This window comes from Buchnera aphidicola str. G002 (Myzus persicae) (assembly GCF_000521565.1).
GTDB classification, from domain to species: domain Bacteria; phylum Pseudomonadota; class Gammaproteobacteria; order Enterobacterales; family Enterobacteriaceae; genus Buchnera; species Buchnera aphidicola_C.
Genome location: NZ_CP002701.1, coordinates 257844 through 273528 on the forward strand (window position 1 = coordinate 257844; position 15685 = coordinate 273528).

Genomic DNA, 15685 nt, shown 5'->3' on the forward strand with positions numbered 1-15685 from the left:
ATATTAATATAAAAATATATTTAGGTTGAGAAATATGTCTACGAATAAAAGATTTATATATCGACGTATTTTATTGAAAGTAAGTGGAGAAGTGTTGCAAGGAATTAATGAATTTGGTATTGATATAGAATCTTTAAAAAGAATAGCAAAAGAAATTAAATCTATAGCAGAAATTGGTATTCAAGTAGGTTTAGTAATTGGTAGTGGTAATTTATTTCGTGGTGCTAGGTTATCTCAACTAGGTTTAAATCGAGTAGCTGCTGATCATATAGGTATTCTATCCACAGTGATTAATAGTTTAGCAATGAAAGACACAATAAATTCTATTTCTTCTATTAAAACTTGTTTAATGTCTGCAATACCTCTAAATGGTATTTGTGAAATATATAGTTGCGAACGAGCTATGAATTTATTATCTAATAATTTTATTATTATTTTTGCTGCCGGTACAGGAAATCCCTTTTTTACAACTGATTCAGCTGCTTGTTTACGTGGTATTGAAATAGAATCTGATATTATTTTAAAAGGAACTAAAGTCAATGGAGTATATTCAACAGATCCAAAAAAAGATTCTAGTGCTATTCTTTACAAAAAATTAACTTATAAAGATGTTCTTAAAAAAGAACTAAAAGTAATGGATTTATCTGCTTTTACTTTAGCTAGAGATTATCATCTCCCCATTCGGGTTTTTAATATAAACAAACCTGGATCTTTATATCGTATTATCATGGGAAAAGACGAGGGAACACTGATTACTGAATAAATATTTGAATTACAATTTTAAAATATTTATCATCAAAAAACGTTTGAGTTAATTTTAAAATATATAGTAAAGGTAATGATGTGATCAATCAGATAAATACAAAAAATTATGAAAAAATGGAAACCTGTATACAAATATTTCAAAATAATGTTAATAACATGAGAACTGGTCGAGCATCACCAACGCTGCTTCATGGTATTTATATTGAATATTTTGGTTCTAAAACTTCTTTACGTGAAGTTTGTAATATAGTGGTTGAAAATACAAATACTCTGAAAATTAACGTTTTTGATTCTTCTATTACTACTTTAATTAGGAAAGCTATTTTAAACTCAAATTTAGATTTAAATCCTATTGTACATGGTAAAGATATATTAATACAAATACCAACATTAACCGAAGAAAGAAGAATGCAATTAATTAAAGTAATTCGTATTGATGCAGAAAATAGTCGTATTTGTATTAGAAATATTCGTAGAGATGCTAATGATAAAATTAAAAAACTTCTAAAAAGTAAAATGATTAGTGAAGATGAAGAACGTACTGAAGAAGTTAAAATACAAAAAATGACAGATAAATATATTAAAAAAATTGACTCTATTTTATCAAAAAAAGAAATAGAACTGATGAAATTTTAAAATTATACTTGTCAAGTATATGTTTGTATTAATTGTATAGTGAAAATTGATTGTTGTTTAAAACAAGAATATTTATGAAAAAAATAACCATTTTAGGATCAACTGGTTCTGTTGGGATTAACACTTTATCTATTGTTGAAAAGAACCCAAATTTATTTAAAATAATTGCTTTAGTAGCTAATACAGATGTTGCTACTATGTTAAAGCAATGTAAATTATTTTCTCCTGAATGGGTGGCAATGAAAAATGAAAAATCTGCTAATATATTAAAAATAGAATTAAAAAAAAGAAAAATAAAGACTTATGTTTTGTACGGAGAGCAAGCTATTTGTCAATTAGCTGCATTACCAGAAACTGATCAAGTAATAGCTGCTATTGTTGGAATGGCAGGTTTGTTACCTACATTAGCTGCAATAAATGCTGGAAAAACAATATTATTAGCTAATAAAGAATCTTTAATTACTTCTGGTTCTTTATTTATGAAAGCACTATCTTTTAGTGGAGCTCAAATACTTCCTATTGATAGTGAACATAATGCTGTCTTTCAAGCTTTACCTTCAAATATGCAGAAAAACTTAGGTGTATCTAATTTAAAAAAAAATGGAATAAAGAAGATTGTTTTAACTGGTTCAGGAGGTCCTTTATATAATTTTTCTTCCTCTGATTTATCGAATGTAACTCCAAGACAAGCGTGTTCTCATCCCAATTGGAAAATGGGAAAAAAAATATCTATAGATTCAGCAACTATGATGAATAAAGGTTTGGAATATGCTGAAGCAAGATGGTTATTTAATACATTAGAATCAGAAATAGAAATTTTAATTCATCCTGAATCAATAATTCACTCTATGGTTCAATATTATGATGGAGCTGTATTAGCACAATTATCAGTTCCAGATATAAGAATTGCTATTTCATACGCTATGTCTTGGCCAGATCGTATTAATTCAGGGGCAGATTTTTTAAATTTTTCAAAAATAAATAATCTATCTTTCTTTGAACCTGATTTTGTTCAATTTCCATGTTTGAAATTAGCTATTGATGCTTTTTCTGAAGGTCAAGCTGCTATGATAGTATTAAATGCTGTTAATGAAATTGTCGTTTCTGCTTTTCTAGAATATAAAATTTCTTTTAATAAAATTTTTGAGATCAATTTTGAAGTATTAATGTCTTCTTGTTTTTCAGAACCTACATGTATTGAAGATATTTTAGAAATTGATAAAAAATCAAGAACATTAGCTAGAAAAAAAATATTATCCCTGATTCCTTAAAGATATATAATTTTTTAATTATATTTTTATTCATTATTTTATTTAGAATTTTTAAAAACATTCTATTTTTAAAGAGAAAATTATATATATTATGTTGCATAGTTCTTCATTGAAATATAAAAAAAGAATGGAAGAAACAAATCTTCGTCATGTAGCAATTATCATGGATGGAAATGGGCGTTGGGCGAATAAAAAAGGAAAAACGCGTGTTTTAGGTCATAAAGCAGGTTTTGAAGCAGTAAAAAAAGCAGTAAAATTTGCTATTATAAATAATTTTAAAATATTAACTTTATATGCTTTTAGTAGTGAAAATTGGAATCGTCCATTATTTGAAGTTAAATCATTAATGAAATTATTTTTATTTGCATTACATAGTGAAATTAAAAATTTAAAAAAATATAATATTAGATTAAAAGTGATTGGAGATATTACATATTTTGATGAAAAATTGCAATATAATATTCATCAAGCAGAAAAGATCACTTTGGAAAACAACGGTTTAATTTTAAATGTAGCTATCAATTATGGTGGACGGTGGGATATAATCCAAAGCGTAAAAAAAATTGTGAATCAAGTCCAAAAAGGATTCTTGAATGTAGAACAAATTAAAGAAAATACTCTTTCTCAGTTTTTATCTACTAGTGATCTTTTTCCAGTAGATTTAGTAATTAGAACAGGAGGAGAAAAAAGAATTAGTAATTTTTTATTATGGCAAATAGCTTACTCTGAATTATATTTTACTGATGTTTTATGGCCTGATTTTAATCGACATATTTTTCAAAATGCTATAGATTCTTTTATATCTCGCGAACGTCGTTTTGGAGGGTTTAAAAAATATGAAGAATAATATTTTTTAATATATGATTAGAATTTTTATAAAAGACGAAATCTATTGTAGGAAAAATAGTAACAATGTTAATAAAAAAAATTTTTTTATCTTTTTTCTTGTTTTTTAGTCTTACTGTTTGCGCTAAAAATACATGGACCGTAAAAGATATTCAATTTCAAGGATTGAAAAACTTTTCAAAAAACGAAACATTAAAAAATATTTTTTTTAGTATAGGAAATAAAATATCTGAATATGATGTAAAAAACAGTATTAAGTCTTTATTCCAAACTGGTAAATTTGAAGATATCAAAGTTATTTATTCAGGTAAAACAATTATTTTTAATGTTAAAGAGAGACCTATTATTTCGAATATTATTATATCTGGTAATAGTTTGATTAATAATACTATTTTAGAGAAATATTTAAAAAAATTAAACATTAAAAAAGGTGATGTATTTAATCCTTTTTTTGTTAATATTTTTATTAAAACAATAGAAGATTTTTATTATAATCTTGGAAGATATAAAGCAAATGTAAAAATATTAAAATTTTTTTCTAAAGAAAATAATATAACTTTAAAAATACTTATTGATGAAGGTGTGATAACAAAAATTAATAGTATAAAAATATTTGGAAATAACGCTTTTTCTGAAGAAAAAATAATGTCGTTATTTAAACTAAAAAGTCATAGTGCTTGGTGGAATTTTTTAGATAAGAATATTTATTCTCCTAAAGAATTTAATAAAGATTTAGATAGTCTGAGTAGTTTTTATTTAAACCAGGGATATTTTTATTTTAAAATAGATGAAAAAAAAATAAATTTTTTTCAAGATAAAAATTATGTGGATATTGTAATTAATATTTTTGAGGGGAAAAAATATAAAATCTCTCATTTTTTTCTCAATGGTAATTTCTTTCCATATGAAAAACATATTAAAAAAATTGTTAATATAAGTATCAATGAATTATATAATCAAGAAAAAATTGATTTTATTAAAAAAGAAATAACAAGATTATTATCTGAATTTGGATATATAAATGCTGAAGTGACAGTTAACCCACGCATTAATCATGAAAAAAAAACAATAACATTAGATTTTAATATAAATATTAAAAAACGTTATTTTGTAAAAAGAATTCATTTTAGAGGAAATGAGTTGACTCAAGACGAAGTTTTACGTCGTGAGATCAAACAAATGGAAGGAAAATATTTTAATGCAACATTAGTAGAATCTGGTAGAGAATCATTAGAAAAAACAAAATATTTTAGTGAAGTTCAAATCATAAAAAATATAGATTCTCATAATTCTAATCAAGTAAATATTACTTATATAGTGAAAGAAAAATCTACTGGATCCATAAATTTTGGTTTAGGATATGGAATAGATAGTGGCGTGAGTTTTAATACTTCTTTTTCTCAAAAAAATATATTTGGCTCTGGAAATTCCCTAAAAGCTAGTGCTATTAAAAATAAAAATCAAAAATATACTGATTTGTCAATTAATTATCCATATTTCATTTCTAATAACATAGATTTAAATACTAGATTATTTTATAATGATTTAAAATATAATTTAAATAATATTTCTAATCTAACGAAGAATACTTATGGTTTTGAGAGCAATTTAGGATTTTTAATTAATGATACTAATAAAGTTAATTTGGGAATAGGATATACTCATAATGGTATTATTAATACAGAAAAAAAAGAAAAAATTATTCCCTTAATAAAAAAATCATTAAATAAAAATTTTTTAGAAGATAGTTTAGTGAATGACTTTACTTTAAACTATTCTTGGATATATGATAGTTTAAAATATTTTTATTTTCCTATTTCTGGAAATCAGACATATATAAGTGGAAAAAATACAATTCCTGGTTCTGATAATAATTTTTATAAAATAATATTAGATAGTGAAGAGTATATTCCATTAAATAAAAAACACAATTTTATTTTTTTAAGCCATATTCATTTAGGTTTAGGAAATAGTTTTAATGAAGAAAAACTGCCTTTTTATGAAAATTTTTATGCTAATAGTATTAATAATATTCGCGGTTTTCGTGTTAATAGTATCGGTCCTAAAAAAAATTATAATAATTCTGATTTAAAAAATTGTATTAAAGATCAAAATAATCAGTTATGTGAATCTGTTGATTCTATTGGTGGAAATTCAATTTTTATCACTAATTTAGAATTAATTACACCTCTTCCATTTATAAACCATCAGTATTCTGAATTTCTTCGATCTTCTTTTTTTTTAGATGCTGGTAATATTTGGGACGTTAAGTGGAATAATATAAACAGTATTAGTTCATTAAAATTTTTAAAAAATAATAGTCTAAATGATATTTATGCATCATATGGTTTTTCATTACAATGGTTTTCTCCTATCGGTCCGTTAGTTTTTTCTTATGCTTTTCCTATTCAAAAAAATAAAAATCATCAATTAGAAGCATTTCAATTTAATTTTGGTAAAAACTGGTAATTTTAAAATAATTCTATAAATAAGATATTTTTTATTAATGACTGTAAAATTATATTTATTCAAAAATATTACATATTTTTAATCTATCTAAAAATAGTAATTATATATTTTAACACTATTAATTTTAAAAAAAATAAGGTAAATGTTTTGAATTGTATAAATCAAACTTTAAATATTAAAGAAATTTTAAAAATTTTACCTCATCGTTACCCTTTTTTACTTATAGATCGAGTTTTAAATTTTCAAAAATTTAAATATCTAAAAGCAGTAAAAAATTGTACTATTAATGAACCATATTTTCAAGGTCATTTTTTGACAGAATCAGTTTTTCCTGGTGTGTTAATTATTGAAGCAATGGCCCAAGCATCAGGTATTTTGATATATAAAAGTACAGGTTTATTAGATATAAACAAGTTACATTATTTTGTAGGAATTGATAATACTCGTTTTAAGAAAAATGCTATTCCTGGGGATCAAATATTTATAGAAGTAACTATTTTAAAATCTGATAGAAATATTTTACGATTTAAAAATATTGCTATAGTTGATGATGAGATTGTTTGTAAATCTACAATAATTTTTGCTAAAAAATCTTTTTTTTAATGAAAATATATATTTATATAAATTTCGGAAAATATATGAATGAACCAAAATTTGTTCATCTTAATGTACATAGTGACTATTCAATTATTGATGGATTATCTAAACCTGAAGATTTAGTTAAAAAAGCAGCATTTTTTGGTATGTCTGCTCTTGCAATAACAGATTATAACAATTTGTATGGAGTAATTAAATTTTATAATGCTGCACATAGACTTGGTGTCAAACCTATTATTGGTATTACAGTAAATTTTTTTTCTAATTTATTAAATAACGAATTAACAAAATTAACTTTATTAGCTTCGACTGAAATAGGATATAAAAATTTAATTTTATTAATTTCTAGAGCATATCAAAAAGGATATATTAATAATTATAATGTCACTATTGAAAAAAGATGGTTATTAGAAATTAATAAAGGAATAATACTATTATCTGGAGGATCTCAAGGTGAGATTGGAAAAATCTTACTAAATGGAGAATTATCATTAGTTTATAATTGTTTATCTTTTTATCAAAAATATTTTCCTAATGCTTATTATTTAGAATTATTTCGTACAGATCGAGATAACGAAGAAAAATATTTAAATTTAGCAATAGATTTGTCTTTTTCTAAAAAAATTCCTGTTGTAGCGACTAATGATGTTTGTTTTTTAAGTAAAGAAGATTTTAAAGTTCACAAAATTAGAATTGCTATTAATGAAGGTGAAATATTACAAGAATCGAAAATTCAACATAATTATAGTAATGAGCAATTTTTAAAAAGTGAAGAAGAAATGTGTCGTCTTTTTTCTGATATTCCAGAAGCTCTTATTAATAGTGTAGAAATTGCAAAACGTTGTAATGTTTTTATTTGTTCTGGGAAATATTTTTTACCACAGTTCCCAACAGGAAATATAAGTGTTGAAAATTATTTAATATTAGAAGCATATAAAGGTATGAAAAAACGTTTAAATTTATTTAATTTAAATGATAAAAAAAGTCAATTTATATATGAAAAATATAAAAATCGTCTGGATATGGAATTAAATGTAATTAATGAAATGAAGTTTCCTGGATATTTTTTAATTGTAATGGAATTCATAAAATGGGCTAAAGATAATAATATACCAGTAGGTCCAGGACGAGGTTCTGGTGCAGGTTCTCTTGTCGCTTATGCATTAAATATTACGGAAATAGATCCTTTATTTTTTAATCTTTTATTTGAAAGATTTTTAAATCCAGAACGTGTTTCATTACCTGATTTTGATATTGATTTTTGTATGGATAAACGTGATAAAGTCATTGATCATGTTTCAGATATATATGGTAGAAATGCAGTCGCTCAGATTATTACTTTTGGTACTATGACAGCAAAAGCTGTGATTAGAGATGTTGGTCGAGTCTTGGGATATCCATATGGTTTTATAAATAAATTATCTAAATTAGTACCATTAGATCCTGGTATAACATTAAATGACGCTTTTTCTAAAGAACCAGAATTATATAATCTTTATAAAAATAATGAAGATGTTAAAATTTTGATTGATTTAGCTAAAAAATTAGAAGGAACAAATAGAAATGTGGGTAAGCATGCAGGAGGTGTGGTTATTTCTCCTACTAAAATTACTGATTTTTGTCCATTGTATTGTGATGAAAATGGAAATAATCCAGTAACTCAGTTTGATAAAAATGATATAGAATATATAGGGTTAGTAAAATTTGATTTTCTTGGCTTACGTACTTTAACTATAATTAGTTACGCTATGGAAATGATTAATTTTAAGTTAAAAATTAATAAAAAGAAATCTATCAATATTAATTCTATTCCTCTTAATGATGATAAATGCTTTAATTTATTAAAAAAATCTGAAACTACTGCTGTCTTTCAATTAGAATCTTATGGTATGAAAGAGCTAATTAAAAGATTAAAACCTGATTGTTTTGAAGATATAATTGCTTTATTGGCACTTTTTAGACCTGGTCCTTTGCAATCTGGTATGGTTGATAATTTTATTAATAGAAAACATGGACGTGAGAAGATTTCATATCCTGATCACAAATGGGAACATATATTATTAAAACCAATATTAGAATCCACATATGGTATTATTTTATATCAAGAACAAGTGATGCAAATTGCTCAAGTTTTAGCAGGTTACACTTTAGGTGGTGCAGATATTTTAAGACGTGCAATGAGCAAAAAAAATCTTAAAGATATGGGTAAACAACGAGCTATATTTCAAGAAGGAGCTTTGAAAAACGGTATTAATCAAAAATTAGCAATAAAAATTTTTGATTTATTAGAAAAATTTGCAGGATATGGATTTAATAAATCTCATTCTGTAGCTTATGCCTTAGTTTCTTATCAAACTTTATGGTTAAAATCACACTATCCTGCTGAATTTATGGCTGCGGCTATGACTTCTGATATAGATAATACAGAAAAAATTGTAATTTTAGTTAATGAAAGTTTCAAAATGGGTATTAAAATTATACCTCCTAATGTCAATTTAAGTAGATATCAATTTTACGTTAATGATGAAAATAACATAGTTTATGGTATAGGAGCTATTAAAGGTATAGGAGAAAATTCAGTATTGAATCTTATTAAGGAAAGAAAAAAAAATGGATTTTTTGTTGATTTATTTGATCTTTGTATTCGTATGGATTCTAATAAAATTACACGTCGAGTATTAGAAAAATTAATAATGTCTGGAAGTTGTGATTGTTTTAACAAACCTAGAAATTATTTACTTAGATCGATTGATGATGCTATAAAAGCGTCAAAAGAGTTTATTAAAATTAAATATTTTAAACAAGAAAGTCTTTTTGGTTCTTTTTCAAATGAATTAAAACAAGTTAAAAAAAATAATTTTATTAATCTAGCATATTCTGAAGTCGATCAATTAGAGGATGAATATCAAGTATTAGGATTTTACCTAACTGGGCATCCTATTAATCAATATAAAACAGAATTAAAACATTATTTAAATGGTATTACATTATCAAGTTTAGAACATTTGATCAAAAATAAACAAGTTTTAGTAGCAGGAATAGTAGTTTCTATCAAAATTAAATTAACTAAAAATAAAAATCGTATAGCTTTTTTAATATTAGACGATAACACTAGCCGATTAGAAGTAGTCATTTTTACTAGTTTATTAGATATATATGAACCCTTATTAAAATTAAATAAAATTTTACTTGTAAGAGGAATATTACATACTAGTGTTGTTAACAAAAATATTAAAATGACTGCTTCTGAAATTATGAGTTTAGATATAGCACGTGAAAAATACATACAAAAATTAACTATTATATTAGAAGAAAAAAAAATAGACACTTTGTTTTTAAAAAAATTATATAGATATTTAGAAAAACAACCTAAAGGAAATGTTTCTATTCATATTTCTTACTATAATAAAACAATCTGTTTAAATTTTAAATTAAATGAAAAATGGTTTGTTAAAATTACAGATGTTTTTTTAAATAAATTAAAAGAATTAGAAAGATCAAAAAAAATAAAATTAAAATTTTGCTAAAAAATAGTATGTATATTATTTCTCAAATATAACTATTATTTGAATTTATTTTTTTCAAGAAATAAAAAATTTATATTTGTAGAATATATACTATTTAAATATTAAATAAACTATTTTAAAGTTATTATATAACTCGCAAAAATATTAATTATAATAAAAAGATAATGCGAGTTATTTTATATAATATTATTACTTTTTTTTAGCGTAATATTTAATAAAGAAAAAATAAATCTATAGTCGGTTCCAATATATCTAAAAAAATTTTTATATTTTACTTTTTAAGTTTTTGAGAGATAAAATTGATAGTTTCTTTTATACCAATGAAAATAGATTTTTTATTTTTTCTTTCTCGATATTCCACATTATTATTAATGATAGAATTTTTTCCAATTATAATCTGATGCGGAATACCAATTAAATCCATTTCGTTAAACATGATTCCTGGTTGTTGATTTCGATCATCTAAAATAACATCTATTCTTTTTTCTTTAAGTTTATTATATAAAAAATTTGCTATATTTTTAATTTCAAGAGATTTATGTATATTTATAGGCATAATGACTACTTGAAAAGGTGCGATAGAAGTAGGCCAAATAATACCATTTTTATCATGATTTTGTTCGATGACAGCTGCTACAATTCGTGTGATACCGATACCATAACATCCCATATATAAATTTTTTTCACTGCCATTGCTTGCTTTAATACATGCTTTCATTTTTTTCGAATATTTTGTGCCTATCTGAAATATATGACCTAATTCAATACTTTTTTTAACATTCAAATATCCTGTACCATTAGGATTTAAATCATTTTTTACTACTTTTCGAATATCTTGAATTACAGGTATTGATAGATCAATATTCCAATTGACATTGATAAAAAACTGGCTTTCAATATTAGCACCAATAGTAAAATTTTTCATTTTATAAGTAGATATATCTGCAATAATGGGTATTTTTAATCCTAAAGGTCCTAAAAATTTTTTTGTTACACCTATTAAAGAAATAATTTCTTTTTCATCAAGAAATACTACAGGTTTTTCAAGTATGTCAATTTTTTCTATTTTAAATATATTTAGTTCATGATCTCCACGTATTAACAACGCGGCTATTGGATGAATAGAATTTTTCTTAGTACGAACTAAGATAGTTTTGATTTGATCTCTTAAAGGAGTGTTTAATTGTTCAGAAGATATTATAGATTTTTTAGTTTTAAGTAATTCATTAATATTTTTTGAATTATTTTTATTTTTTAAAAAGTTTATTACTTCCATAGATTCAGCTGTATTCATATTGGAAGAATATGATAAATCATTTGAAAATACTATTTCATCTTCTCCATTTTCAGATAAAGCTTGAAATTCATGAGAAAGATTTCCGCCCATAGAACCTGAATCAGCTTGTACTACGCGAAAATTTAATTGCATTTTTTTAAATATATTTATATAACTATCATAAAATATTTGATAAGTTTTTTTTAGACAGTTTTGGTCGATATGAAAAGAATAAGCATCTTTCATTGTAAATTCACGTGTTCTAATAATCCCAAAACGGGGTCTTATTTCATCTCTAAATTTTGTTTGTATTTGATAGACGATTAATGGTAATTCTTTGTATGAATGAATTTCAGTATTAATAAAATTTGTTACAATTTCTTCATTAGTAGGTCCTAAGATAAACTTTTTTTTTCGACGATCAGAAAATTGTAATAGTTCTTCTCCATATATTTTTAAACGTCCACTTTCTTTCCATAAAGATTCAGGCTGTATAATTGGCATTGATACTTCTAATGCATTTATTTTCCTCATTTCTGTTTGAATTATTTTTATTATTTTTCTTAGTACTCTAACACCAGTAGGAAGCCAAACATATAAACCAGATGATATTTTTCTAATCATGCCACTTCTTATCATCAGTTGATGACTGATAATTTTTGCATCGTAAGGTATGTCTTTTAAAGTTGATAATAAATATTTACTTGTACGCATGGATTGATATCTCAAAAATAGAGGTTTTTATTAAAATATGAATGTTAAAGTTTAAAATTTTGGTTTTAATCATAAATATTTTTTTATTATATAATAAAATCTTATGTTAAATAATTTATTTCAAAATAATAGATTTTAATAAAATTAATATTAATATATTTTTCTTTTTAAAATCTAAAAGTTTGACATATTTTAAAATATTTTTTTTTAAAATAAATACTAATATTGAGTATTTTTATATTTTTAAAAATGTATATGATTTATTTAAAGGATTAATAAAATTAGCTTGTTTTTTTTTAAAGAGAGAGGTTTAATAAATTTTTTATAAATAAAATAGTGGTTGAAATTATTCAAAATGAATCATAATGTAAATGAAGAAAAAACAGAAAATCCTACTGAACATAAGATTAAAAAATTTCGTCAAAAAGGAAAAACAAAATATTCTCGTGAATTAAATTCTTTATTGATTTTATTAGTTGGATTTATCAGTTTATGGTACTTCAAAGAAACTATTTTTTTGAGTGTTAGTGAAGTAATGTTGAATAGTTTTTGTTTTAATAATAATCTTATTAATGACAAAAACAATTTGTTGAAAATATTTACAGTTATAAAAAATGTATTTTTTATTTTTTTACCTTTTTTTATATCTTTATTAATTATAGTTATAGTTCCTTCAATTTTTTTGAGCGGTATCAAATTAAATTTAAAATCATTAGAGTTTAATTTTAAAAAATTAAATCCTTTTCATGGTTTGAAAAGAATTTTTTCTTTTCAAATCCTAGTGGAATTTTTTAAAATAATATTAAAGTTATTTGTTGTGAGTAGTATATCTTTTTGGTATTTATATGTTTCTTTTTATGAAATTTTATTCTTAATAAAAGAAAGATCTATATCTTCATTATTACATGGATTCAATATTATTGCTATCTGTTGTGTTTTAGTTATATTAGGTCTTGTTCCTATTGTTTTCTTTGATATTATTTTACAACAATTTTCTTACTATAAAAAATTAAAAATGACTCATCAAGAAATAAAAGATGAATTAAGAGAGAAAGAAGGAAATCCAAGTATTAAGATGCGTATCCGACAAGAAATGAGAGCAACTATACGCAGACGAATGATTTCAGACATACCTAAAGCTGACGTAATTATAACAAATCCTATACATTATTCAGTCGCTCTACAATATGATGAAAAAAAAATGCATGCTCCTAAAGTGATAGCTAAAGGAATAGGTGAAATTGCTGTTAAAATACAAATTTTAGGTTCTAAAAATAATATTTCTATTATTTCTGCTCCATCATTAGCTCGAGCTTTATATCGTTATTCTGAAATAGGACAATATATTCCAGGTCCTCTTTATAAAGCTGTTTCAGAAGTTTTAGCATGGGTTTGGAAAGTACGAAAATGGAAAAAAGAAGGTGGTATTTTTCCTGAAAAACCCCAAAATATAATAGTTCCATCAGAATTTACTTTTATAAGAGAGCATAAAAAATAATGATTAATTTTTCTTCTTTTTTTCGCATTATAAAAATTTTCAAAACAACTCAATGGCAGATACTTGCAGGTCCAATACTTATTTTAATGATTTTATCAATGATGGTTTTACCATTAGCTCCTTTCGTTTTAGATGTTTTTTTTACTTTTAATATTGCGTTATCAATAATAATTTTACTTGTTTCTATGTTTACTCGCCATACTTTAGAATTTACTGCTTTCCCAACTATTTTGCTTTTTTCTACGTTATTACGTTTAGCATTAAATGTAGCTTCTACTCGTGTTATTTTTTTAAATGGTCACATTGGAACTAATGCTGCAGGAAAAGTAATTGAATCATTTGGTCATTTTTTAGTTGGAGGTAATTTTGCTATTGGCATAGTTGTTTTTATCATTTTAGTTATTATTAATTTTATAGTTATTACAAAAGGAGCTAGTCGAATAGCAGAAGTTGGTGCTAGATTTATATTAGATGCGATGCCTGGAAAACAAATGGCTATTGATGCTGATTTAAATGCAGGCTTAATTGGTGAAGAAAAAGCAAAAAAACGTCGTGCAAAAATAACACAAGAAGCAGATTTTTATGGTTCTATGGATGGTGCTAGTAAATTTGTTCGAGGGGATGCAATTGCTGGAATTTTAATTATGATTCTTAATATATTTGGGGGATTGATTATTGGTTTAATACAGCATCAGATGCCTTTAAATAAAGCTGCAGAAGTTTATACTTTATTAACTATTGGAGATGGTTTAGTAGCTCAAATTCCAGCTTTAGTCATTTCTACTGCAGCAGGTGTTATCGTAACACGAGTAAGTACTAATCAAAATGTTGGAGAACAGATGGTTAGTCAATTATTTTATAATCCTCAAGTAATTTTATTAAGTGCTATAGTATTAGGTGTTCTTGGGTTAGTACCAGGTATGCCAAATATTATCTTTTTGTTTTTTACAGTTTTATTGTTTATTTTGTCTTGGTGGTTGTATGAAAAAAAATATCTTTTAGATAATGATTTTTCAAATAAAGAATATCAATTAATACAAGATTCTATTTTAGAAGAAGCTTCTTGGAATGATATTTCACTTGAAGATCCTATAAAAATAGAAATAGGTTACAATTTAACACCTATGATTGATATTAATAAAAAAGATAATTTATTAAATAAAATAAAAATGATACGAAAAAAAATTGCTCAAGAAATAGGTTTTTTACCTCCATTAATACATATTAAAAATAATATAAATTTATCTGAAAATACTTATCGAATTTTAATAAAAGGTGTAGAAATAGGTAAAGGAAAATGTCTATATGATTGTTTTTTAGCTATTAATTCAGGAAGAGAAACAGAATCTTTACCTTTTGATAAAGTATATGAACCGACTTTTGGTTTATCTGGTTATTGGATTAACAAAGAATTTAAAAATGAAGCTCAAAAAAAAGGTTATTCTGTAGTCGAATCTAGCACTGTAATTTCTACTCATTTAAATTTTGTGATTTCTAGTAATATACATGAGTTATTTGGTCGTCAAGAAGCTCAACAATTGATAGAATATATAGCTAGAGACATGCCAAAATTAACTGAGGATTTAATTCCGAATATAATTACTTTGACAGTTTTTCATAAAATTCTTAGAAATTTATTATTAGAACATGTTCCAATACGTGATATGAGAACTATTCTAGAGACGTTATCAGAATATGCAGGAATCCAAAAAGATCCTGATGAATTAACTGCTATTGTTCGTATAGCCTTAAGTAAAATTATTACACAAAAATTATTTTATAAAAAAAATATCATTGAAGTTATAGGTTTGGAATCAAATTTAGAACAATTATTATTAAATAGTTTAAAAAACAATACCAATACTATAGAACCTATTTTATCTGAAACTTTATTAATAAAAACAAAAGAAGCTATTCAAAACCAATTATTAATAGGTTCTCCTCTTGTCTTATTGGTAAGTCATCGTCTTCGACATTTCTTATCTCAATTTTTACGTCAAAGTTTTCCAGAATTAACAGTTTTATCTCAATTTGAGATTACAGATATGAAAAAAATAAAAATGACTAGTATTATTGGAAATTAATT

At 24.1% G+C, this 15685-nt stretch carries 10 protein-coding genes; 9 read left to right on the plus strand and 1 reads right to left on the minus strand.

Features of this window, described 5'->3' with window-relative positions; translation table 11 throughout:
• The first annotated feature begins 34 nt into the window (after nt 1-34).
• The 7 genes from pyrH (at nt 35) to dnaE (ending at nt 10111) form a co-directional block, all read left to right on the plus strand.
• The gene (gene pyrH, locus BUMPG002_RS01175; RefSeq protein WP_025368874.1) at nt 35-763 is read left to right on the plus strand and encodes a UMP kinase; all 729 of its coding nucleotides are present in this window, start codon (nt 35-37) and stop codon (nt 761-763) included.
• Between the two features lie 80 nt (nt 764-843).
• Nucleotides 844-1401 (plus strand): ribosome recycling factor, encoded by a 558-nt coding sequence (frr, locus tag BUMPG002_RS01180; protein ID WP_025368875.1) that lies wholly within the window; start codon nt 844-846, stop codon nt 1399-1401.
• Between the two features lie 74 nt (nt 1402-1475).
• Nucleotides 1476-2672 carry a 1-deoxy-D-xylulose-5-phosphate reductoisomerase gene (ispC, locus tag BUMPG002_RS01185; protein WP_025368876.1) on the plus strand — a complete coding sequence of 399 codons (1197 nt, stop codon included), beginning with the start codon at nt 1476-1478 and terminating at the stop codon, nt 2670-2672.
• 91 nt (nt 2673-2763) lie between these two features.
• Entirely contained in the window at nt 2764-3519 is a 756-nt protein-coding gene (uppS, locus tag BUMPG002_RS01190; RefSeq protein WP_025404222.1) for a polyprenyl diphosphate synthase, read from the plus strand.
• A 65-nt stretch (nt 3520-3584) separates the two neighbouring features.
• The gene (bamA, locus tag BUMPG002_RS01195; protein WP_025368878.1) at nt 3585-5987 is read left to right on the plus strand and encodes an outer membrane protein assembly factor BamA; all 2403 of its coding nucleotides are present in this window, start codon (nt 3585-3587) and stop codon (nt 5985-5987) included.
• A gap of 147 nt (nt 5988-6134) precedes the next feature.
• Nucleotides 6135-6590, plus strand: coding sequence for a 3-hydroxyacyl-ACP dehydratase FabZ (gene fabZ / locus BUMPG002_RS01200; protein WP_025368879.1), 456 nt, complete (start codon nt 6135-6137; stop codon nt 6588-6590).
• A 35-nt stretch (nt 6591-6625) separates the two neighbouring features.
• Nucleotides 6626-10111 (plus strand): DNA polymerase III subunit alpha, encoded by a 3486-nt coding sequence (gene dnaE / locus BUMPG002_RS01205; RefSeq protein WP_025384579.1) that lies wholly within the window; start codon nt 6626-6628, stop codon nt 10109-10111.
• A 271-nt stretch (nt 10112-10382) separates the two neighbouring features.
• On the opposite strand, the gene BUMPG002_RS01210 is transcribed toward dnaE, so the two are convergent.
• Nucleotides 10383-12101, minus strand: coding sequence for a proline--tRNA ligase (locus BUMPG002_RS01210; protein ID WP_025368881.1), 1719 nt, complete (start codon nt 12099-12101; stop codon nt 10383-10385).
• A 355-nt stretch (nt 12102-12456) separates the two neighbouring features.
• On the opposite strand from BUMPG002_RS01210, the gene flhB reads away from it, so the two are divergent.
• Both flhB and flhA read left to right on the plus strand, forming a co-directional pair.
• Complete coding sequence (gene flhB / locus BUMPG002_RS01215) at nt 12457-13599, plus strand: flagellar biosynthesis protein FlhB (RefSeq protein ID WP_025368882.1); 1143 nt, start codon at nt 12457-12459, stop codon at nt 13597-13599.
• On the plus strand, nt 13599-15683 hold the full coding sequence (flhA, locus tag BUMPG002_RS01220) for a flagellar biosynthesis protein FlhA (RefSeq protein WP_025368883.1): 2085 nt from the start codon (nt 13599-13601) through the stop codon (nt 15681-15683). The genes flhB and flhA overlap by 1 nt, the downstream gene beginning before the upstream one ends.
• Nucleotides 15684-15685: the final 2 nt, after the last annotated feature.

Excerpts from the sequence above, each read along its gene's own strand:
- pyrH (WP_025368874.1), top strand. The coding sequence starts at position 35 with ATGTCTACGAATAAAAGATTTATATATCGACGTATTTTATTGAAAGTA.
- ispC (WP_025368876.1), top strand. The coding sequence starts at position 1,476 with ATGAAAAAAATAACCATTTTAGGATCAACTGGTTCTGTTGGGATTAAC.
- uppS (WP_025404222.1), top strand. The coding sequence starts at position 2,764 with ATGTTGCATAGTTCTTCATTGAAATATAAAAAAAGAATGGAAGAAACA.
- bamA (WP_025368878.1), top strand. The coding sequence starts at position 3,585 with ATGTTAATAAAAAAAATTTTTTTATCTTTTTTCTTGTTTTTTAGTCTT.
- dnaE (WP_025384579.1), top strand. The coding sequence starts at position 6,626 with ATGAATGAACCAAAATTTGTTCATCTTAATGTACATAGTGACTATTCA.
- BUMPG002_RS01210 (WP_025368881.1), bottom strand. The coding sequence starts at position 12,101 with ATGCGTACAAGTAAATATTTATTATCAACTTTAAAAGACATACCTTAC.
- flhB (WP_025368882.1), top strand. The coding sequence starts at position 12,457 with ATGAATCATAATGTAAATGAAGAAAAAACAGAAAATCCTACTGAACAT.
- flhA (WP_025368883.1), top strand. The coding sequence starts at position 13,599 with ATGATTAATTTTTCTTCTTTTTTTCGCATTATAAAAATTTTCAAAACA.